The sequence below is a fragment of the Streptomyces soli genome (assembly GCF_003999195.1).
GTDB lineage: Bacteria > Actinomycetota > Actinomycetes > Streptomycetales > Streptomycetaceae > Actinacidiphila > Actinacidiphila soli.
On sequence record NZ_RJVR01000266.1, the window covers coordinates 23152 to 44926 of the forward strand.

The 21775-nt window shown below is 68.4% G+C and carries 17 protein-coding genes and 2 pseudogenes; 10 read left to right on the forward strand and 9 right to left on the reverse strand.

The features are described from left to right. Nucleotides 1-25 precede the first annotated feature (25 nt). From EFK10_RS28480 to EFK10_RS28490, 3 genes are read right to left on the reverse strand one after another with little or no spacing between them, the layout of a single operon-like run. Entirely contained in the window at nucleotides 26-1735 is a 1710-nt protein-coding gene (locus EFK10_RS28480) for a glycosyltransferase family 39 protein (protein ID WP_127358526.1), read from the reverse strand. Continuing rightward, complete coding sequence (locus EFK10_RS28485) at nucleotides 1735-2778, reverse strand: glycoside hydrolase family 26 protein (RefSeq protein ID WP_240677523.1); 1044 nt, start codon at nucleotides 2776-2778, stop codon at nucleotides 1735-1737. Before EFK10_RS28485 ends, EFK10_RS28480 begins: the two co-directional genes overlap by 1 nt. Further along, nucleotides 2775-4388: a glycosyltransferase family 2 protein gene (locus EFK10_RS28490; RefSeq protein ID WP_206305618.1), complete on the reverse strand. Its 1614-nt coding sequence runs from the start codon at nucleotides 4386-4388 to the stop codon at nucleotides 2775-2777. The genes EFK10_RS28485 and EFK10_RS28490 overlap by 4 nt, the downstream gene beginning before the upstream one ends. 391 nt (nucleotides 4389-4779) lie before the next feature. Between EFK10_RS28490 and EFK10_RS28495 the strand changes: the two genes are divergently transcribed. Both EFK10_RS28495 and EFK10_RS28500 read left to right on the forward strand, forming a co-directional pair. Then, nucleotides 4780-5841, forward strand: a complete 1062-nt coding sequence (locus EFK10_RS28495) for a GH12 family glycosyl hydrolase domain-containing protein (RefSeq protein ID WP_127358527.1) — start codon at nucleotides 4780-4782, stop codon at nucleotides 5839-5841. Between the two features lie 318 nt (nucleotides 5842-6159). Next, nucleotides 6160-7659, forward strand: a complete 1500-nt coding sequence (locus tag EFK10_RS28500; protein WP_127358528.1) for a hypothetical protein — start codon at nucleotides 6160-6162, stop codon at nucleotides 7657-7659. An 83-nt stretch (nucleotides 7660-7742) separates the two neighbouring features. Here EFK10_RS28500 and EFK10_RS28505 read toward each other — a convergent pair whose 3' ends face one another. The 4 genes from EFK10_RS28505 to EFK10_RS28520 all read right to left on the reverse strand — a co-directional run bounded on the left by EFK10_RS28505 (nucleotide 7743) and on the right by EFK10_RS28520 (nucleotide 12214). Beyond that, entirely contained in the window at nucleotides 7743-8864 is a 1122-nt protein-coding gene (locus EFK10_RS28505) for a GuaB3 family IMP dehydrogenase-related protein (RefSeq protein WP_127358529.1), read from the reverse strand. 102 nt (nucleotides 8865-8966) lie between these two features. Beyond that, on the reverse strand, nucleotides 8967-10469 hold the full coding sequence (gene guaB, locus EFK10_RS28510) for an IMP dehydrogenase (protein ID WP_127358530.1): 1503 nt from the start codon (nucleotides 10467-10469) through the stop codon (nucleotides 8967-8969). A 244-nt stretch (nucleotides 10470-10713) separates the two neighbouring features. After that, a complete protein-coding gene (locus EFK10_RS28515; protein ID WP_206305619.1) occupies nucleotides 10714-11349 on the reverse strand; it encodes a sigma-70 family RNA polymerase sigma factor in 636 nt (211 codons plus the stop codon). 253 nt (nucleotides 11350-11602) lie between these two features. Continuing rightward, a complete protein-coding gene (locus EFK10_RS28520; protein ID WP_003948568.1) occupies nucleotides 11603-12214 on the reverse strand; it encodes a response regulator transcription factor in 612 nt (203 codons plus the stop codon). A 477-nt stretch (nucleotides 12215-12691) separates the two neighbouring features. Between EFK10_RS28520 and EFK10_RS28525 the strand changes: the two genes are divergently transcribed. The 4 genes and pseudogenes from EFK10_RS28525 to EFK10_RS28540 all read left to right on the forward strand — a co-directional run. Then, a complete protein-coding gene (locus EFK10_RS28525; RefSeq protein WP_127358531.1) occupies nucleotides 12692-12997 on the forward strand; it encodes a WhiB family transcriptional regulator in 306 nt (101 codons plus the stop codon). A 220-nt stretch (nucleotides 12998-13217) separates the two neighbouring features. Beyond that, on the forward strand, nucleotides 13218-14306 hold the full coding sequence (locus tag EFK10_RS28530) for an aminotransferase class V-fold PLP-dependent enzyme (RefSeq protein WP_127358532.1): 1089 nt from the start codon (nucleotides 13218-13220) through the stop codon (nucleotides 14304-14306). Nucleotides 14307-14710: 404 nt separating this feature from the next. Then, nucleotides 14711-14908, forward strand: a pseudogene (locus EFK10_RS28535) (IS110 family transposase); the annotation flags it as partial. Between the two features lies 1 nt (nucleotide 14909). Continuing rightward, nucleotides 14910-15551, forward strand: a pseudogene (locus EFK10_RS28540) (IS5 family transposase); the annotation flags it as partial. A gap of 392 nt (nucleotides 15552-15943) precedes the next feature. Here EFK10_RS28540 and EFK10_RS28545 read toward each other — a convergent pair. After that, entirely contained in the window at nucleotides 15944-16228 is a 285-nt protein-coding gene (locus EFK10_RS28545) for a DUF7848 domain-containing protein (RefSeq protein WP_456318736.1), read from the reverse strand. 602 nt (nucleotides 16229-16830) lie between these two features. Between EFK10_RS28545 and EFK10_RS28555 the strand changes: the two genes are divergently transcribed. The 4 genes from EFK10_RS28555 to EFK10_RS28570 all read left to right on the forward strand — a co-directional run bounded on the left by EFK10_RS28555 (nucleotide 16831) and on the right by EFK10_RS28570 (nucleotide 20007). After that, a complete protein-coding gene (locus EFK10_RS28555) occupies nucleotides 16831-17484 on the forward strand; it encodes an XRE family transcriptional regulator (protein ID WP_322973423.1) in 654 nt (217 codons plus the stop codon). 306 nt (nucleotides 17485-17790) lie between these two features. Beyond that, nucleotides 17791-18447 carry an MOSC domain-containing protein gene (locus EFK10_RS28560; RefSeq protein ID WP_127358534.1) on the forward strand — a complete coding sequence of 219 codons (657 nt, stop codon included), beginning with the start codon at nucleotides 17791-17793 and terminating at the stop codon, nucleotides 18445-18447. 10 nt (nucleotides 18448-18457) lie between these two features. Further along, the gene (locus tag EFK10_RS28565; RefSeq protein WP_127358535.1) at nucleotides 18458-19243 is read left to right on the forward strand and encodes an SDR family NAD(P)-dependent oxidoreductase; all 786 of its coding nucleotides are present in this window, start codon (nucleotides 18458-18460) and stop codon (nucleotides 19241-19243) included. Nucleotides 19244-19302: 59 nt separating this feature from the next. Then, entirely contained in the window at nucleotides 19303-20007 is a 705-nt protein-coding gene (locus EFK10_RS28570) for an ester cyclase (RefSeq protein WP_127358536.1), read from the forward strand. Nucleotides 20008-20071: 64 nt separating this feature from the next. Here the strand turns inward: EFK10_RS28570 and groL are convergent, their stop codons facing one another. Continuing rightward, on the reverse strand, nucleotides 20072-21700 hold the full coding sequence (groL, locus tag EFK10_RS28575) for a chaperonin GroEL (protein ID WP_127358537.1): 1629 nt from the start codon (nucleotides 21698-21700) through the stop codon (nucleotides 20072-20074). Between the last annotated feature and the right edge of the window lie 75 nt (nucleotides 21701-21775).

A 21775-nucleotide genomic window follows, 5' to 3' on the forward strand; every position in this document is an offset into this window, starting at 1 on the left:
ACCTCCTAGCGGATGACAGGCGGGACTACTGCTTGACGTAGACCCGGTACGTCCCGGACCCGCCGGAGACGTGATAGGGGAGCTGGGCGATCAGCCGGTAACGGGCGCTGGAGCGGATGGCCGTGGTGAGAGCCGTCGTGACGGCCTTGTCCTCGGTGGCGGTCGGCCCGCTGTCGAGGACAATCAGGCCGAAGTAGCCCTTCTTGACGGCGGCGGCGGTGCCGGCCGCACCCAGGGCCCGGACCGAAGTCCACTGAGTGGGGGCGGTGACGTCGCGAAGGTAGTACTGCGGGACGCCTTCCACTTCGCTGAGGTAGTGGCCCTTTGCGCTGACATGAGCGCGCAGGACGCCGACCAGGGGGGTGGAGTCCGGCCAGCTCTCGAATCGCAGGGTCGACTGGGAAATGCCGAGAGCCAGCATCAGGACCCACACCAGGATGCCCAGCTGAGGCTGACGGAAGTGGGCACCGACCATTCGGGTGATGCCGACCCCGGCCAGGGGGGCGGCGAAGAGCAGACCGAGGCCGATGTGCCGGAACATCGCCGCCGACGTGTGCAGTTGGGCCTGGAGGAGCGGAACGAGCACCGCCGTCGCACACAGGGTCAGGCCCAGCGCGGCGCGGCGCAGCGGCGCGCTGTCGACGATCTTCGCGTCGACCACCTCGTACATGCGTGCACGCCGGAGATAAGCCACCGCCCCGCCGCAGGCGACCAATAGGAACAGGCCGCTCCACTGGGCGGAGGTGGTGAGGATGGCAAGGGCGCTCTCGGTCCCCTGGCCCCGCGCGAACGTGCCGTTCCGGATGCTGCTGAGGGCACCGGTCACCGTCAGCAGGCCGAGGGTTCCCGCACCCAGCAGGAGACCGCGCAACAAGCCCTTCGTAGGCAGCGGCCACGAGGTGAGCACGGCCAGGAGTAGGAGGGTCGGGAGTACGAGCACCGCTGCGTGCTCGACCGCCGCCGCGAGGGCGGCGACCGGCGCGGCGGCGAGCACGGCAGCCACCGGGGCACGGTTGGTGTACACGACGATCCACACCGCGAACGCGACCAGCAGGATCGCGAGTGCATCTGGGGACACGTAGTAGCCCACGACGACGGTGGACTGCAGGACGGCGTAGGCTCCGGCGCCGCAGATCGCCACACGTTCGTTGAACAGGCGGCGGGTCAGGGAGTAGACCAGCGCGGTTGCGGCCAGTGCGAAAAGCAGGCTGAGCAGCCGGGCCCCGGTCAGCCCGTAGACCTTCTCGGCGGCCCCGGCCAGCACTGGGTACAGCGAGGGCGAGCCGGGGTACCCATGGACCAGGTCGGTGGTGACCGCGAGCCCGTTGAGCAGGTGATCGAGTTCCTGGCGGCCGAGGACCAGCGAAGCCGCCTCGGCGAAATCCGCCGTATTGCCCAGACTCAGCGAAAGCGCCGCCTGAATGAGCAGCACGCCGGCGAGCACGATCCGGCCGATCCAGCGTCGCCGCCGGCTCGGGGCCCCGGACCATCCGGTCTCGGGCGTCTCGGGTATCTCGTACGCCGCCTTTTCCTCGGCCGGTTCGGCCTCGTACGGGTCGGGCAGGTACTGATCGGGCAGGTACTGATCCGGCTCGTAACGGTCGGGCACCACGGGAGGTGCGACCTGGACGTGGACCGGCGCTGGCGGGTAGTAAGGGACCGGACCGCCGTGCTCGTCGACCCATGCGGGCGGCGGGCTGGTCGGGCTGAACCAGGAGTCAGCTTCTCTGTTCATCACTGCTTCCTGATGTCGAAGCCGAAGCGGGAGTCGGCTGCGCGCTTCTTGAACTCCGCAAGGGCTATCGGGCTGATCTCGATGCGCCAGTCCGCGCGCTTCGGGATGTTGAACCAGATGAATCCGATGACGTCAGCGTGGTCGGTCACGCCGGTGAAGAGGCTGTCGACATCCGCGCTGCGGCGCTGCCCCTCCTGGGACGCGGTCTCGGCGATGAAGAACGGCTTCTTGGTGAAGGTACGGATCTGACGCATCGTCGGCCCGTAGAGGGTGTCGAATGTCTTCGCCCCGGTGAGGGTGTAGTAGCCGATCATCCCGGCCCAGTCCACGTAGGCGTCGCCGGGGTAGTACGGCTTGAGTTTGACGTTGGGCATCGGGTTGATGACGTTGGGGGACCACACCCAGATCACATTGCTCGCGCCGGCGTTCTCGAAGACGTCGTGGATATGGCGCCAGGCCCGTACATAATCGGCGGCGCTGTTCTTCGTGCGGCCCCAGGAGTACCAGTCACCGTTCATCTCGTGCCCGAAGCTGATGGCGATGGGGAGGTTGAGCGCGACGATGTCCTTCGCCATGGTTTTGATGTAGGCGTCGGACTTGCCGCTCGCGATGGACGCGAGGGAGGGCTTGAAGGGCTCCCAGGCCATGAACGGCAGCGCACCGGCGTTGTAGATGCGGCGGACGCCGCTGGTGTCGAAACCGTCGCCCCAGGCCGCGTAGTACTCCAGGACGTTGGGCTGCTTGCCGGTGTTGGCGGTGTACTTGCTGAGCGCCGCCAGGGACCGGGGCACGCCGGCCAGCGCGGCTCCCAGGTACTTGTGGCTCGGCTTGAGCAGCGGCGTGACGTCATAGGGGGTGACCGGGGCCGCCTCGCTCGCCCCGCCGGTCGAGGCCCCGTTGTGCGTCCCTCCTTCCGTGGCCGTACCGGAACTGCCGTCCAGACCACACGCGGTCAGCAGCATCAGGCAGGCCGACAGGAGTGCCAGCAGCGGAAGCGCGCGCCGGGAGACGACGCCGCGATGGTTTGTAGACAGGAGAATCACACAACTTCACTGTTACGCGGCTGAACGAGAACTCGCCCCACGACCACGGCGTAGAACAGACCGGAGGCGAGCACAAGGGCGAAGTCCAGCGGCTGCATGGTGAGCATCCGCCAGGTCGCGGCGCCCACCCAGACCGCGGCCGTGCCGCCGCTCCAGAAGATCATGCCGAGCCAGAAGCGCCTGGTCTTGTTCTTCTTGGCGCCGCTCGACCCGGTCGGCTGCCAGGCCATGCGGTTGCGGCGGAGGATGTCCCAGATGGCGAAGACGTGGGCCCAGCCGTACATCATCCGGGCCGCCCACGCCTCGAGACGGTACGGGTTGCGGTGCCAGAGAGGGAAGATCAGCGTCGTGTAGACCAGGCTGGGTATGACCAGTCCCATGTTCGCGATCTGCAGCTTGTCCGGCATCACCAGCAGAAGCACGATCGGGATGATAGGTGAGGCGAAGGTGAACAGCGCCGTGTGAATGTAGTAGAAGAATCCCGACATGTAGCACATCCGCGACTCCGGCCGGAGGTTGGCCTGCCAGAACTTCTTGCTACCCAGCAGACTCATCGACCCCGAGCACCAGCGGTACTGCTGATTGAAGAACGCCCCCGCGGTGTCCGGGCAGACGCCAGTGGACAGGGCCACGGGCACATAGCGCAGGTCCCACCCGAGTCCGCGCAGGTCGAATCCGGTGTGCACGTCCTCGGAGTGCTCGATCAGCGTGGTCCCACCGTTGGTCTCCAGGGCGGCCCGCCGGTAGACGGCGCAGCTACCCACGCAGATCGCACCGTCGTTGCTCTGCCGGGAAACCTGGACGGAGCGATAGAAGAGCTCCTGTACCGCTCCCGCGCCGCGCTCGATCCAGTTCTGGGAATCGAGAATCCGGAAGAACTGGGGGGATTGGACTATCCCGACATCCGGGTCTTTCTCCATATAGGGGAGCAGTTCCTCGAGGAGATCGTCCCGAGGGGCGAAGTCGGCGTCGAGGATGAGGATGTACTCACCGTCGGAGTTCTGGAATCCGAAGTGCAGGTTGCCGGCCTTCTTGAACCAACCCCGCTTGTGCCGACTGCCGTACACGAAGCCGAAATCCACGGCCATCGAGGCGAGTGCGGGGCTCGCCCCGTCGTCCAGGACATACGGCGTCACCACTCCGGGATACCGGTCCCGCAGCCGCGCGACATGGGTCCAGGTGTTGTGCAGCACCTCGATCGGCTCGCCACACACGGGCAGGAACACGTCGACTGTCGGGTAGCGCTCCGGGCGCCAAGCCCGCACCAGCGCGCGGTGCCCCTTCAGGTCGAAGTCCTTGGTGAAGCCGTTTACCTTGAGGGAAACCAGGTAGTACACCACCGTGAACAACAGGAACGGCATGTACACCCACAGCCAGGGACTCGACCCTGCGAGCGCGACCTGACTCACCAGCAAGCAGCAGAAGCTGACGATTGAGCAGAGGGTGAGAATCCACAGGTTGCGGCTTGTGTAGGAGTACTTCTCCGCGTTGTCAGGCGGCTGCGGCAGCAGTCCACGCCATGCGCGGACGGGCTGCCCCCGCTTCAGCTTGCGATGCGAGCTGGCATCTCTGCCTCCGCCCGTGACCGGAAGGCCATCGGTGACGGTCATGCTCTTTCCCCCCGGGAACCCGGACAAATGGATAGATACCCAGAGCGTGCCTGAGAATCCTAAGGACAGATGAGGATAGTACGTGAACGCTTTCGAGGGATTCTGAAACCAACCATGCATATATGGGCGCGTATCGGACATCGAATCATGCTCGAAATGCGATCGTGACTGGTCATATGGAGTGATCTACGCCTCATTGATATCGCACAGGAAAGAGCACATCGTGGTAACCGCGACCCCTCGGGGATCTCTGATCGGGTCAATACGGGCTATCCGGGCGGTGGTTGCCTGTAGCACCGTGATCGGCCTGCTCGGCGGCTGCTCGGACGCGGAGAGCCCGACGCCGACCAAAACCACATCGGCCTCGGCATCCGCATCCGGCCCTGTCGATGTGTGCACGTCGACGCGGCAGCCCTTCCCCCAGCGCCTGGTGGAAACGGGGAAGTTCAGCATCGAGCCGAACGCGTGGAACACCTCCGCCGGTAGCCTGTGCCTGGACACACCCGGCAGCACCGGCTTCACCGTCTCCGCAGTGCGCGGGCTCGTCGCGAAGAATCCGAAAGCCCCTGACGCCTATCCCAACATCGCCACCGTCCCCGGCACGTCCGGGCTGCCGGTGCGGGTCGGCGACCTGGGCGACGCGACCAGCGACTGGAGCGCTTGGGCCGCCGCCTCGGGTTCGTACAACATGGCCTACGACCTCTGGTACGGCCCGAGCGCCGGCAACTGCGACTCCGCCTCCAGCGCTGAGGTGATGATCTGGCTCGACGCCACCGACGACATTGCGCCCGCAGGGAGCCGCATTCCGGGGACAGTCACCCTGGGGGACGCCTCCTACGCGGTCTTCGCGGCCCCCATCACCGGTGCGCACAGCGTGATCAGCTACGTCAGGGCCGAGCCGACCCATACCGCCCGCCGACTCGACCTCCGGCTGTTCACCGCCGACGCACTCCAACGCGGCTACGTCCCGCCGGAGTCGTACCTGTGCAAGGTGGCGGCGGGCTTCGAGATCTGGAACGGCGGAGTCGGCCTGCGCACCTTCTCCTTCGCCTTCCACAACAGCGTCGGCCTGCCGGTCGGGGTCCTGCGATCCGGAGCCGCCGGGATCTGCCTGCGGGCGGACGGCCGCCCCGCTACCGGGTCTTGCGGAGGCGCCGGAGGAAAGACGACCTGGACAGTGGCCAACGACGGTTCGCTGCGGACAGGCGGGCGCTGCCTCCAGCCCGCGAAGAAGAGCGGTAGCGTCACGACGGCCGTGCTGGCCGCCTGCACCGGCGGCACCCCCCAGCGCTGGGCCACCGACCCGGGCCACCGCCTCGTAAACACCGCGTCCGGCCGCTGTCTGGACACCGCTGGCGGCTCGCTTGCGGTTGGCGTCACCGCCCAGCTGAAGCCCTGCCACAACGGAGCGTCGCAGCGCTGGCAGCTGCCCTACAACGGTCTGGCGTCATGACGATGGCTTATCATCCACACATCGTCCACACACTTGAGCGATAGACCGGCGGGGGGGCGTTCCGTCGGGTCAAGGCGCCGACTTCCGAGCGAGAAAGACCGCCTGATGACTGCAGATGGAACCTGGATCCGACCCGAGGGCGCCGGACCGCGAGCCGGCACAGGCACCAGACCTGCGCCTGGCCGCCCCGCCCCAGGCCCGGCCGACCCCGCCACCATGCCGCTGGGAACGGTTACCCAGGACGCAGCCGCCCGCCGCGCGGCTGACAGGAAAACACGCCGCCGGCCGCCGGCACCGGTCGTCAAGCCTCCCAAGGCCGTGTTCCGCACGGACTGGTTGCCGCTGCTCGTGGTGCTGCTGGTCCAGGGTGTGCTCTCCTTCCGCCTCACCGGCGCCAACACCGCGTTCGTCGACGAGGGCACGTACATCTACTCGGGATACCAGGAGCTCGCGCATCTGGTGCACGGGGACCCCGTCGCCTCGTACGAGAGCTTCTTCTCCGGCTCGCCGCTGCTGTACCCGGTCGTGGTGGCGCTCTCCGATATCGTCGGTGGCCTGCGCGGCACGCGGCTGCTGAGCCTGGTGTTCATGCTCTCCGCCACCCTCGCGGTCCACGCGGCGACGAGGCGGATGTACGGCTCGCTCGCCGCCTTCTTCGCGGCGGCGCTGTTCGCCGCCATGGGACCCACCCAGTTCCTGGGCGGATACTCCACCTATGACTCGATGGCGCTCGCGCTGGTCGCCTGCGCCGGCTACTTCACGGTGCGGCTGACGACCGGCGGCGGATACCCCAGCACGGTTGTCGCCGCCGTCGCCATGGCCCTGGCCGACTGGACTAAGTACGCCTCGCTGCTGTGGGCACCCGTGATCCTGGGCATCGCCGTATTCGCGGGCAGCGGAGGATCCCCTTGGGAGCGCGCCCGGTGGCGGCGGGGAATCGAACTCGCGGTCGTCTGGCTGATCGCCCTCGTCGTCCCCGCCGTCTCGGCGACGACCTACGTCGACGGGTTCAACCACACCACCCTGATGCGTACGCCGGGCACCGACTCCGCCTCGTATGTGGCGGAGGAGGCCGCGAAGTGGGTGGGCCCCCTGCTGGTCCTGACCCTCATCGGCGTGATTGTGACCCTGTTCTCCACCTCGCGCGGCAAGAACAACCGGGCCGAGTTCTGGCTCGCCCTGGTCCTGCTGGCGGGCGGTCTGCTCGCGCCGGTGAACCAGGTCCGCATCCACACCTGGCTGTCCCTGCAAAAGCACGTCGACTTCGGCGCCTGGTTCGCCTGCATCGTCGCCGGACTCCTGCTCGCCCGGATCTTCGCCGCCCTGCGGAGCAAGGTCCATGTCGTGGCGAGCGTCCTCGTCACCGCACTGGTCGTCGGCCCCCTCGGCTATGTGGGAGCGAGCCAGGCTTCGTACATGTTCAACGAGTGGCCGGACTCCACGGGCCTGGTGTCCGCGCTGAAGCCCTACGTCCACAAGGGCAAGGACGAGTATCTGGTCGAGAACTACGACGTCCCGGCCTACTACCTGCGCGAGTCCTCCAACTGGCAGCAGTGGCAGGACCTGGTGGGCAAGAGCTACACCGATCCCAAGACCAAGAAGACCCTCAGCGGGACCCCGGCCCTCCAGGCCGCCGTCAAGGACCACCTCTACTCGATCGTCGTGCTGGACTTCACCCAGACCGCCGGCATCGACACCGCGCTCCAGCCCACGCTCAAGCAGGCCGGATACCGCGTGCACAAGGTCATCGAGAGCAACCGGACCGGCAACGGCAAGTACACGATCTACTTCGCCCCGGGTTTCGGAAAGAAGAAGTGACGTAAAGAAGTGCCTTACGGACAGGGCCCGGACCGCGCGAGGAGCGCGGTCCGGGCCCTTGGTGCTGCCTACGTCGGCAGACGTCAGCGGTGGTGCGTGGGAGACACCGTCACCTCGACGCGCTGGAACTCCTTGAGGTCGCTGTAGCCCGTCGTGGCCATCGAACGGCGCAGGGCACCGAAGAAGTTCATCGAGCCGTCCGGTGCGTGGGACGGGCCGAGGAGGATCTCCTCCGTCGTGCCGGCGGTGCCGAGGTTCATGCGCTTGCCGCGCGGCAGTTCGGTGTTGACCGCTTCCATGCCCCAGTGGAAGCCGCGGCCCGGTGCGTCGGTGGCGCGGGCGAGCGGAGAGCCCATCATCACGGCGTCGGCGCCGCAGGCGATGGCCTTGGGGAGGTCGCCGCTGGCGCCGAAGCCGCCGTCGGCGATGACGTGGACGTAGCGGCCGCCCGACTCGTCCATGTAGTCGCGGCGGGCGGCCGCCACGTCGGCCACGGCGGTCGCCATCGGCACCTGGATGCCCAGCACGTTGCGGGTGGTGTGCGCGGCGCCGCCGCCGAAGCCGACGAGGACGCCGGCCGCGCCGGTACGCATCAGGTGCAGGGCGGCGGTGTAGGTGGCGCAGCCGCCGACGATGACCGGGACGTCGAGCTCGTAAATGAACTGCTTGAGGTTCAGCGGCTCGTGCGAGCCCGAGACGTGCTCGGCGGAGACGGTCGTGCCCCGGATGACGAACAGGTCGACGCCCGCGTCGACTACGGCCTTGGAGAACTGGGCGGTGCGCTGCGGGGAGAGTGCGGCGGCGGTGACCACACCCGCGTCGCGCACCTCCTTGATGCGCTGACCGATCAGTTCTTCCTTGATCGGCTCCCCGTAGATCTCCTGCAGCCGCTTGGTGGCCGCCGCGTCGTCCAGCTCGGCGATCTCGGCCAGCAGCGGCTCCGGGTCCTCGTACCGCGTCCACAGGCCCTCGAGGTTGAGCACCCCGAGCCCGCCGAGGTTGCCGATGCGGATCGCGGTCTCCGGGGAGACCACGGAGTCCATCGGCGCCGCGAGGAACGGCAGCTCGAAGCGGTAGGCGTCGATCTGCCAGGCGATCGAGACCTCCTTCGGGTCCCGGGTGCGCCGGCTCGGGACGACGGCGATGTCGTCGAATGCGTAGGCCCTGCGGCCCCGCTTGCCCCGCCCGATCTCGATCTCAGTCACGTGTGTGGCCTTTCCTTCGTGGCTTGCCAGGCCCATTATCCCAGGGCCGGCAGGCGAAAGCCCGCGGCCGTACGTACGGGGCCGCGGGCTGTGCCGTACGCGTCAGCGGGACTGGTAGTTCGGGGCTTCGACGGTCATCTGGATGTCGTGGGGGTGGCTCTCCTTGAGCCCGGCCGCGGTGATGCGGACGAAGCGGCCTTTGGACTCCATCTCGTCGATCGTCGCGGCGCCGACGTAGCCCATGGTCTGGCGGAGGCCGCCGACGAGCTGGTGCAGCACGGTGCCGAGCGGCCCGCGGTAGGGGACCTGGCCCTCGATGCCCTCGGGGATGAGCTTGTCGTCGGAGGAGATCTCGGCCTGGAAGTAGCGGTCCTTGGAGAAGGACTGGCCCTGGCCACGGGACTGCATCGCGCCGAGCGAGCCCATGCCCCGGTACGACTTGAACTGCTTGCCGTTGATGAACATCAGCTCGCCGGGCGACTCCTCGCAGCCCGCGAGCAGGCTGCCCAGCATGACGGTGCTGGCGCCGGCGGCGAGCGCCTTGCCGATGTCGCCGGAGTACTGCAGGCCGCCGTCGCCGATGATCGGGACCCCGGCGGCCTGGGCGGCGAGCGCGGCTTCGTAGATCGCGGTGACCTGGGGAGCGCCGACGCCGGCGACGACCCGGGTCGTACAGATGGAGCCGGGGCCGACACCGACCTTGACGCCGTCGACGCCGGCGTCGATGAGCGCCTGGGCGCCGTCGCGGGTGGCGATGTTGCCGCCGATGACGTCCACGGAGACGCTGGACTTGATCTTGGAGATCCAGCTCAGGACGTTGCTGTTATGGCCGTGCGAGGTGTCGACGATGATGAAGTCGACCCCGGCGCCGACCAGCGCCTGGGCGCGCTCCAGTGCCTCGGGGCTGGCGCCCACCGCGGCGCCGACGAGCAGGCGGCCCTCGGCGTCCTTGGCGGCGGTGGGGTATTTCTCGGCTTTGGTGAAGTCCTTGACGGTGATCAGGCCCTTGAGGCGGCCCTCGTCATCGACCAGCGGAAGCTTCTCGATCTTGTGCTTGCGCAGCAGACCCATCGCCTCGACGCCGGAGATGCCGACCTTGCCGGTGACCAGCGGCATCGGGGTCATGACCTCGCGGACCTGACGCGAGTGGTCGGTCTCGAAGGCCATGTCGCGGTTGGTGACGATGCCGAGGAGCTTGCCGCTGCCGTCGGTGACCGGGACGCCGCTGATCCGGAACTTCGCGCAGAGCGCGTCCGCGTCGGCGAGCGTGGCGTCCGGGTGGACGGTGATCGGGTCGGTGACCATGCCGGACTCGGAGCGCTTGACCAGGTCCACCTGGTTGACCTGGTCCTCGATGGACAGGTTGCGGTGGAGGACGCCGACGCCGCCCTGACGGGCCATGGCGATGGCCATCCGGGCCTCGGTGACCTTGTCCATGGCGGCGGACAGCAGCGGGATGTTGACCCTGACGTTGCGGGAGACCAGGGACGAGGTGTCGACCTGGTTCGGCAGCACCTCGGACGCGCCGGGCAGCAGCAGCACGTCGTCGTAGGTGAGTCCGAGCAGTCCGAATTTCTCGGCTACTCCGTCGGCGTTCAGCGTCATGACACCTTCTCCATGGTCTTGCCCGGCGAGATGTCCCATGGTACTGGGCTAGGAGTGTGCTGAAGATTTAGGCCGGGTCAGCGAGCGGCGTCCGGTGCGTGCAGCTGCACGGTGGACGGATTCCCGGATAGTGGTGTTCTATCCGGGAATCCGGCCAACGCAGCAGATGTGCGGGCAGGGCGTCGCGAGCCCGGCCTAGATCTTCAGTGCGCTCCCAGACGGGACACGCCGTCGGACGAGGGTCCTACGCGCTCAGGTCCTTCGGCCCGTCCACGTCGACCGGGGTGGCCTGCGTGGTCTCCTCAGCCAGCGCCCGCAGCCGGCTGAGCGCGCGGTGCTGCGCCACCCGTACGGCCCCGGGCGACATGCCGAGTTTCTGGCCGGTCTCCTCGGCACTCAGGCCGACCGCCACCCGCAGCAGGACTAGCTCGCGCTGGTGCTCGGGAAGATTGGCCAGCAGTTGCTTGGCCCATTCGGCGTCGCTGCTGAGCAGTGCCCGCTCCTCGGGGCCGAGGGAGTCGTCGGGCTGCTCGGGCATCTCCTCCGAGGGGACCGCCGTGCTGCCGGGGCCGCGCATCGCGGCCCGCTGCAGATCGGCGACCTTGTGGGCGGCGATACCGAAGACGAACGCCTCGAAGGGGCGGCCCTGGTCGCGGTAGCGCGGCAGCGCGCAGAGCACGGCGAGGCAGACCTCCTGTGCGAGGTCGTCCACGAAGTGACGCGCGCCGCCCGGCAATCGGGACAGCCGGGTGCGGCAGTAGCGCTCGGCCAGGGGGTGGACATGGGCCAGCAGATCGTGGGTGGCCTGCTCGTCGCCCTCCACGGCGCGACTGACGAGAGCGCCGATGCCTGTCTCGTTGCCTGCCGCCTCGTCGCGCATCCGTCCATAGTGCCTCCCCACCGGACGATCCGCCGCATCGCGCCCGGACATCTGCCCCGAAGCGTTATGAGAGACCGCGCCGGCCGCTGTCATGCCATGCACCGGCTCAGGCACTTGCTCATGCACTTGCTCCTGCATGTGCCGCCCCGCCCGCCCGTCCCCGATGAGTCCCATACCTCAAGCATGCGTCCTCGCTCCGGAAACCGGTACGAGCAGAGCGACCCCATAGCCGGTGCACAGCAAGCCCACGTCTTCAGCGGACCAGGCCCCAGCGGAAGCCGAGCGCGACGGCGTGCGCCCGGTCCGATGCGCCGAGCTTCTTGAAGAGCCGCCGTGCGTGCGTTTTCACCGTGTCCTCGGAGAGGAAGAGCTCACGGCCGATCTCCGCGTTGGAGCGGCCGTGGCTCATGCCCTCCAGCACCTGGATCTCACGCGCGGTCAGCGTGGGCGCAGCGCCCATCTCGGCCGAGCGCAGCCTGCGCGGGGCGAGCCGCCAGGTCGGGTCGGCGAGGGCCTGGGTCACCGTGGCCCGCAGTTCGGCGCGCGAGGCGTCCTTGTGCAGATAGCCGCGGGCGCCGGCCGCCACCGCTAGGGCGACCCCGTCCAGGTCCTCGGCGACGGTGAGCATGATGATGCGGGCACCGGGGTCGGCGGACAGGAGCCGCCGCACCGTTTCCACACCCCCGAGGCCGGGCATGCGCACGTCCATCAGAATGAGGTCCGAGCGGTCGGCGCCCCAGCGGCGGAGGACTTCCTCGCCGTTGGCCGCAGTCGTTACGCGCTCGACGCCGGGCACGGTCGCCACCGCGCGGCGCAGGGCCTCTCGGGCAAGCGGGGAGTCGTCGCAGACGAGGACGGAAGTCATGACCGTCCTCCGCAGCTGATCCGCGTCACGTTGAGCCTCCAGGCTGTACGAAATCGTCACCGGTGGGGCTGACGGCTTCGGGCGCCTGCCCGAATAGTTCGACCGCCAACCACTTCCGCACCTTCAACGACCCTCACTCGAAAGAGTTACGGAGTTTGGCGGGCATCTCCCGCACTCTCTGTGCGCGGGCGGACACGGATCAGCTACATCGCAGGTCACATGGGCACATCGGGGGACAAACCGCAGCGGCTCGCGCGCCCACTTGCCGGACACCCGAACCGCCGAGCGGGGCGCAATGTCAGATTTTGCCTGTTTGGCGGCTTTTTACCCGCATGGCGGGAGTTCATTGGCGTTTTTGTGATGAATCATATTTACATCTACTTCGATGGTAGATGTACGGTCGAAGGCACCGGCCCCAGAGAACTTGCTTCTGGAAGATGCCCCCCACCCACAGCCCACCTCTTGAGGAGATGAGCAATGGCAGACTTCTCCCGCCTCCCGGGCCCCAACGCCGACCTCTGGGACTGGCAGCTGATCGCCGCCTGCCGAGGCGTCGACAGTTCGCTGTTCTTCCACCCCGAGGGCGAGCGAGGGGCAGCGCGGAGCGCGCGCGAAGCGGCGGCCAAGGAGGTGTGCATGCGCTGCCCCGTGCGCGTCGAATGCGCGACGCATGCACTCGCGGTCCGAGAGCCCTACGGCGTGTGGGGCGGACTGACCGAGGACGAGCGCGAGGAGATGATGGGCCGGTCGCGAAACCGGATCATGAGCGCCCACATCCACTGAGGAAACGTTTCTCCTAGGCGGGCGGCACGGTCGCCCGCCGCGGGCGAAACGGTTTCGCCCGCGGCGGGTGGCACGTCGTCCGGTGATGCGCGTTGCCCGCCGCACTCTTCGCTTCCCCACTTCTGCGCGCCTCTCCGCGGCGACTACTCGCAATCACTCGCAATCACCCGAACGGAGCAACTCTGGACTTCGGGACCGGCCGGCCTCAGTCTCAGGAGACATGGAGATCCCCACAGAGCACTTCGAGGCAGTGGTCGGTGCCGAGTTCTCGCCCGCGCCCGGGACGACGTATCTGAACACCGCCTCGGCGGGTCTCGGCCCACGCAGCGCCGCAGAAGCCCTGCGGCGCGGGGTCGACGGGTGGGCCGACGGCTCGACCACCTTCACCGAGAACGAGGCCGCCGTCGCCGCGGCGCGAGGGGCTTACGCCCGGCTCACCGGGGTCGGGGCCGACCGGGTGGCCGTGGGCTCGGCCGTCGCGACCCACGTCGGGCTCATCGCGGCGGCGCTGCCGGCCGGCGCGGAGGTCGTCGTCGCCGGGGGCGACTTCTCCTCCCTGGTGAACCCCTTCGCGACCCGGACCGACGTCACGCTTCGCATCGTCCCCCTGGAGGGCGTCCCGGAGGCCGTCGGGCCGGGTACCGCGCTGGTCGCGGTCAGCGCCGTACAGTCCGCCGACGGGCGGGTCGCCGACCTCGCGGGCCTGCGGGCGGCTGCCGTGGAGCACGGGGCGCGGGTGCTGGTCGATGCCACGCAGGCGGCGGGGTGGCTTCCGCTGAGCGGGGGCGCGTACGACTACGTGGTGTGCGGTGCCTACAAGTGGCTGCTCTGCCCGCGCGGGGTCTCCTTCCTGACCGTTCGTGAGCGCGCCGAGGACTGGGTCTCCCCGCACTTCGCCGGGTGGTACGCCGCCGAGGATCCCTGGGGTGAGTGCTACGGCCCCGTCCAGGTGATCGCGTCGTCGGCGCGGCGCTACGACGTCATGCCGCCCTTTCTGCCGTATGTGGCGGCGGCCGAATCGCTGGCACTCGTGGAACGGCTCGGGGTCGACGCGATCGGCGCCCATGACCTCGCTCTCGCCGAGCGCTTCCGCGCCGGCCTCGCGGACCTCGGCCACAAGGCCGTCCCGGCCGGCGCCGCTGCGGGCTCCGCGATCGTGTCCGTGCCCGGGCTCGGCGACACGACCGGCCGGCTCAGCGACGCCGGCATCAAAGTCTCCGCCCGGGCGGGGCACTTGCGTGCGGCGTTCCATCTGTACAACACCACGGCCGACGTCGACCGGATGCTCGGCGTGATCGCGGGTGGGTAGGGGCACGTAGCGGTGGGTGCGGTCCGGGGCCTCCGGGGCTGGGGGTCCTCTGGACCGACATATTTACGTGCGTGACGGGCCTGGTGAAGTCGGCCCGGGGCCCTCCGCTGCCTCGCCCGGCATGCCGCACAGCTACTTCCATAAAACGCACGTGTGTGCGGGAGTGGGAGTCAGGCAGCCTTACGTTCTTGGACGGGTGGATCGAGCCATTCGTAGGGTTGGGTCGCCCAGGGGCGCTGGGTGTGGCTTTCAGGCGGCTGCCGATCATGGCTGAACACGCTTCGCCGCCCGGCACCCCACGACGACCGGGCCGCTGATTGGGAAGTGCGAACAAGTCACTGTGTAAGGCAATGCCGGCGAGGTCGTCCGTGGTACGCACTGCAACGACGATCTTCTGGAGCACGATGAGCCAGATATGGGCCGGAGTCGACAGCGGCAAGACCCACCACCACTGCCTCGTTCTCGACGCCGACGCCACCAAGCTGCTGTCGCGGGGGGTGGCCAACGACGAGCCGGATCTCCTCCAGCTCCTCGCCGACGTCCTCGCCCTCGCGGACGAGGTGACCTGGGCGGTGGACATGGCCGACGGCGGGGCCGCACTGCCCGCAGGAGCTCGGCTTCGGTTCCGGGATGACCTGCTGGCGGCGACTGCGGGACTGGAACGAGGCCGGCGTGTGGCAGAAACTGCACGAACTCCTGCTCGCCGAACTGCGCGCCGGCGACGTGCTTGACCTGTCCCGCGCCTCTGTTGACGGCTCCCACCTGCGGGCCTTGAAGGGCGGGGACGCTACCGGGCGCTCGCCGGTGGACCGTGGCAAGACGGGCAGCAAGCACCACGTCATCGTCGACGCCCACGGCATCCCGCTGGCCGCCACCGTGACCGGCGGCAATCGCAACGACGTCACCCAGCTCCTGCCCCTGATCCACGCCGTGCCGCCGATCCGCGGCAAGCGCGGACGGCCGCGTCGGCGCCCCGGCGTGCTCTACGCCGACCGGGGCTACGACCACGACATCTACCGCCGCCAGGTCCGCGAGCTGGGCATCCGCCCGCTCATCGCCCGCCGCGGCACCGAGCACGGCAGCGGCCTGGGCAAGAACCGCTGGGTCGTGGAAGCTGCCTTCGCCCTCCTGCTCTGGTTCCGCCGACTGCGCATCCGCTGGGAGATCCGCGCCGACATCCACCAAGTTTTCCTCACCCTCGGCTGCGCGATCATCTGCTGGCGACGCCTGAAAGCCTCTTTTTGATCTGAGTCCTAAGACCAGGGGGCCGACCGGGCTGAACGCGGGCAGGCAGCAGGCTGCCCGGTCGCCGGTGAGCGTATGGCCCCCTGTTCTCTCGCCCCATGGCAGCTCCCGCCCAAAGGCCTCACAGCGCCGGCCGCGTGCCCACACCGCGCCACGAAGGCACCGCGCCCCGGACACGACATAAGGCCCCGGCCATCCGCACCGGGGGAGATGCGGATAACCGGGGCCGATCGAACCCGCCCCGACCAGGCGGCAAGACGGAGCCCAGTCGGGGCAGGAGCTTCAGGGGTTGGGGAGGGCCAGGGTCACCCCGACGACGAAGCCGATCGAGCCCGACACCGCGACGATGAACAGCGGGCCCGCGAACCGGCAGACGAACGCGCCTAACCGCATCACTGCCCCTCGCCCCCGCCCGCTGCCACTTCAAGGTACGGGTTGCCCGGGGCCGGATCGACCCGCCAGAAGCCGAGGATCTTCGGCTGATACTGACGATGCATCGGGTTCAGGCCCGTGTGCTTGATCGCCCACACCTCCACCGGCAACCGGTCGTCATCCACGCACGGCGACTCCACACCACACGCGATGCACAGGACGCCGAAGATCCCTCGCGGAGCACCCTCCGCCGTCTCCTCGCTCAGCGTCCACTCCGCCGCCTTGATGACCGCCCGGACGCTCATCAGCACCCCCGCCCACGGCTACGCCGGTTCGCCTCAGCCACCCGGACACTCAACGACTCTGCCGCACTGAGCGGCTGAACATCCTCCGGACGCGCGTCCCACTCCAGACCACCGTCCTGCGGGCGCATCTGCACATACGGGCCAACGTGGCCCCGAACCTCTCCGATCTTGTCCCGCCGGGTATCCACGGCCAGCATCCCCACGGCCAACGGCTCATCACGGAGCGGAGGCTCCCCGGTAGCCCTCACTGCGCTACCTCCCCGCTGTAGATCCAGCGTGGGCCCAGCGCCACTACTGATCCGAACCGGTGGGCGATAAAGTCCTGCACGTCGACCTGCTTTCCTCAGGTTGGCCACGCCCCGGGACCGTTCACGCGGTCGCCGGGGTCTCGTTGCTTGTCCCGATCGTGACGGCCCACACGGGACGTATGAGCCATGCACAAGCGACAGTTGGAGCGTTCAGGCGGTACCGTGAAGAACGCCCAAACGTCCGCTGGGGGAGCCTTGAATACATCTCTACGGTCAGCTATGCAGTCGGCTGGGCTGTCACCGCGCCAACTCGCCCTACAGGTAGGGGTGTCCGTAAAGACCGTGGAGCGCTGGATGGCGGACGCCGAGCTGATTCCTCACGCCAGAAACCGGGAAGACGCCTCGCGGGCGTTGGGAGTTGACACTGAAATGCTGTGGCCGAAAGCAGTCACGGACAGGGTGAAGACCGGAACCGACCGAGAGATCGTCCACAGCTACCCTTACCGATCCGCATGCCCGTCGACCCTATGGGCAGACTTGATCGCCGACTCCACGGGTGATCTATTCTTCGCTGGCTACACCAATTACTTCCTCTGGACTCAGCAACCAGCCTTCTCGGCCACGCTCCGGGCCAAAGCTGCGGCCGGGTGCCGCGTGCGCTTCCTGTTGGGCGACCCCGACTGTGACGTAACGCTCCAACGCCAGGAGATCGAAGACGTTCCTCTGACGGTTTCCACGCGTATCAAGATCACGCTCGGCGAGCTAGCCAAACTTGGCCCTGTAGAGGGAGTGGAGACGCGATTCTCTGGCGCGCAGGACGCAGCCTCACACATCGCTCTGTCCGTGTTCCGCTTCGATGACGAAGCCCTGGTGACGCCGCACCTTGCCCGACTCGTCGGGCATGACTCGCCCCTCCTCCACTTGCGACGGCACGGCGAGGGCGGAATGTTCGACCGCTTCGCGGAGCACGCCGAAGAGCTCTGGACTCGCGCCGCCGCTACTGAGTAAGTTTCCTTTAGAGGAAGTAGCCGCACACAAATACGAGGAGCGTCCAGAACCCCCACCCCTCCGAGCCCGGACCTCCCCGCCGCTGCTGCCTGCTCCTCTCTGCCTGCGGGTTGGGGGTAGGCCGTCCCCCTGGGGGTGCCCCCGGCCGAAGGCTGGGGAGGGACTGGGGCCGGCCCAACCCGGCCACCCGGCGAAGGCGCAGGCGGCGCCCCGGCGCGGCGGCGGGAGTCCGGCGCAGCCGTCCCGAAGCCGGCGAAGCGCCACAAACCCGATGCGGCAGGGGGAAGGCGCCCGTACGGTCGGGTTATGAAGCTGCTCTCTGTGAACGTCGGCAGGCCGCGGGCCAATCCTTGGAAGACCGGGCCCGAGCTCACCGGGATCGACAAGCAGCCGGTGGGGGGGCAGGTACGGGTGACGGCCCCTGGGCCGAAGGGCACGGGGGCGGTGGGGCTGGCGGGGGACCGGGTGTATGACGTGGCGCACCACGGGGGCACTGACCAGGCTGTCTATGCCTATGCTCGGGAGGATCTGGACGGGTGGGAGCGGGAGTTCGGACACCGGTTGGGGAATGGGGTGTTCGGCGAGAACCTTTCCACTGGAGGTCTGGATGTCAACGGTGCCCTGATCGGGGAGCGCTGGCGCATCGGCCAGGAGGTCGTGCTGGAGGTCTCCTGTGCCCGCATTCCCTGTGGGACTTTTCAGGGATGGCTCGACCGGGCCGGATGGATCAAGCGCTTCACGCAGGCGGCTGTTCCGGGCGCCTATTTGCGGGTGATCGCGCCGGGAGAGATCCGCGCCGGGGATCCGATCGAGGTCGTACACCGTCCGGACCACGACGTGACGGTGGCGCTGCAGTTCCGGGCGGTGACGACCGAGCCTGAGCTGCTCCCCCGGCTTCTCGTGGCCGACGCGTTGCCCGAGGAGGACAAGGCGCTGACCCGTAAGCGGCTGACGGGGCGTTAGCGTTGCCGGCATGACGACTTCACTGATCACGGGAGCCACAGCGGGCCTCGGGGCGGCATTCGCGCGCCGGCTGGCGGGCGACGGGCACGGGCTGGTGCTGGTCGCACGGAACGAGAAACGGCTGGAGGAGGCCGCGGGTGGGCTGCGGCAGAAGTACGGGGTGCCGGTGGAGGTGCTGCCGGCGGATCTGTCGACGGACAAGGGCATCGAGGCGGTGGAGACCCGGCTGCGCGATCGGGACCGGCCGGTGGGGCTGCTGGTGAACAACGCCGGGTTCGGCAATCGCGGGATTTTCGGGGACACCCCGATGGCGGACGAGCTGCGGATGGTCAAGCTGCACGTCGAGGCGGTGCTGCGGCTGACCGGTGCGGCGACGGAGGTCATGATGGAGCGCGGGCGCGGCCATGTGATCAATGTGGCCTCGATCGCGGCCTTCCTGCCGCGCGGGACGTACGGGGCGAGCAAGGCGTGGGTGGTGAGCTTTTCGCAGGGCGCGGACAAGGAGCTGGCCGGCACCGGCGTGCGGCTGATGGCGGTGTGCCCGGGATTCGTACGTACGGAGTTCCACCAGCGGGCCGGGATCGACGCCACGAAGATCCCGGCGTGGGCATGGCTGGACGCCGACAAGGTGGTCGCGACGGCCATCCGGGATCTGGCGCGCGGCAGGTCGCTGAGCGTCCCCGACGTCCGGTACAAGGCGGTGGCCGCGGCGGCGCGGCTGACGCCGAGCGGGGTGCTCGGCCGGTTCTCGACGAAGGCCGACCGGAGGTTCGGACCGGCGTACCCGAGGGATTAGACGGGGCATTCCGTCCTAAAATGGTGTGGGGGGATCGTTCATGGACCCTTGGAGGCACCATGACATTCGTCCAGATCATCGACTGCAAGACCAGTCGGTACGACGACATGAACCGGCTCATGGACACGTGGGTCGAGGCGACGCAGGGCAAGCGGACCGCCACTCACTCGCTCATCGGCAGGGACCACACCACGGACAACCACTACGTCGAGATCGTGGAGTTCCCGTCGTACGAGGAGGCGATGCGGAACTCGAAACTCCCGGAGACCGACCGGATCTTCCAGGAGATGGTGGCGCTCTGCGACGAGATGCCGACCTTCACGGACCTGGACGTGGTCCGTGACGAGCAGCTCAACAAGAACGCCGCACGGCGGCTGTTCGAGGACATCATCGGCACGGAGAACGCCGGGGCGTTCCACGAGCTGGTGGCGTCCGACTACATCGACCACGACGTCGCCGACGAGCAGGACACCCGGGGCGGCGACGCCTTCCTGGAGGAGACGCTCGGCTACCGCAGGGGTTTCCCGGACTTCGCGTTCACCGTCGAGGACCAGGTGGCCGAAGGCGACCGGGTGGCGACGCGCTGGAGCTGGCGCGGCACCAACACCGGAGAGATGCGGGGCATGCCGCCGACCGGGAAGACGGTCGAGATGGTGGGCACCACGACCTTCCGGTTCGAGGACGGCAAGATCAAGGAAGGCTGGTGGCACTGGGACGTCCTGGGCATGCTGCGTCAGCTGGGTGTGGTCACGCTGCCGTCGTAGCCTCCACCACGTACGAAGGCCCTTGTTCCCGGGCGGGAACAAGGGCCTTCGTCAGGCGTCAGCCTCAGTGGGAGTGGCCGTGACCGTGGCCGTGACCGGCCTCGGCGGGCTCCTCTTCCTTCTTCTCCACCACGAGGGTCTCGGTGGTGAGGAGGAGGGAGGCGATGGACGCGGCGTTCTCCAGGGCGGAGCGGGTGACCTTGACCGGGTCGATGACGCCGGCCTTCACCAGGTCGCCGTACTCGCCGGTCGCGGCGTTGAAGCCGTGGTTCTTCTCGAGCTCCGCGACCTTGGCGGTGATGACGTAGCCCTCGAGGCCGGCGTTCTCGGCGATCCAGCGCAGCGGCTCGACGGCGGCGCGGCGGACGACCGCGACACCGGTGGCCTCGTCGCCGGTCTTGCCGAGGTTGTCCTCGAGCACCTTGACGGCGTGGACGAGCGCGGAGCCACCACCGGAGACGATGCCCTCCTCGACCGCGGCGCGGGTCGCGGAGATGGCGTCCTCCAGACGGTGCTTCTTCTCCTTGAGCTCGACCTCGGTGGCCGCGCCGACACGGATGACGCACACGCCGCCGGCCAGCTTGGCGAGGCGCTCCTGGAGCTTCTCGCGGTCCCAGTCGGAGTCGGTGTTGGCGATCTCGGCCTTGATCTGGGCGATGCGGCCCTGGATCTCGGCCTTGTCGCCGGCACCGTCGACGATGACGGTGTCGTCCTTGGTGACGGTCACGCGGCGGGCGGTGCCGAGCAGGTCCAGACCGGCCTGGTCGAGCTTGAGGCCGACCTCCTCGGCGATGACGGTCGCACCGGTGAGGGTGGCGATGTCGCCGAGCATGGCCTTGCGGCGGTCACCGAAGCCGGGGGCCTTGACCGCGACCGCGTTGAAGGTGCCGCGGATCTTGTTGACGACGAGGGTGGAGAGGGCCTCGCCCTCGACGTCCTCGGCGATGATCAGCAGCGGCTTGGAGGTGCCGGACTGGATGATCTTCTCCAGCAGCGGGAGCAGCTCCTGGATGGAGCTGATCTTGCCCTGGGTGACCAGGATGTACGGGTCGTCCAGGACGGCCTCGAGGCGCTCCTGGTCGGTCACGAAGTACGGGGACAGGTAGCCCTTGTCGAAGGCCATGCCCTCGGTGAAGTCCAGCTCCAGGCCGAAGGTGTTGGACTCCTCGACGGTGATGACACCGTCCTTGCCGACCTTGTCGATCGCCTCGGCGATCAGCTCGCCGACCTGGTTGTCCTGGGCGGACAGCGCGGCGACGGCGGCGACGTCTTCCTTGCCCTCGATCGGGCGGGCGGTGCGCAGCAGCTCCTCCGAGACGGCCTTGACCGCCGCGTCGATGCCCTTCTTGAGCGAGGCCGGGGAGGCACCCGCCGCCACGTTCCGCAGGCCCTCGCGGACCAGCGCCTGGGCGAGGACGGTGGCGGTGGTGGTGCCGTCACCAGCGATGTCGTTGGTCTTGGTGGCCACCTCCTTCACCAGCTGCGCGCCGAGGTTCTCGTACGGGTCGTCGAGCTCCACCTCACGGGCGATGGTGACACCGTCGTTGGTGATGGTCGGAGCGCCGAACTTCTTGTCGATGACGACATTGCGGCCCTTGGGGCCGATGGTCACCTTCACGGTGTCGGCGAGCTTGTTCACGCCGCGCTCAAGGGCGCGACGGGCGTCCTCGTCGAACTTCAGGGTCTTGGCCATACCGGCTCGGGTTCCTCGTCTTCAGTCTTCGTCAAAGACCACACCCCGGGCCCCCGGGTCGGATGACACGGTATG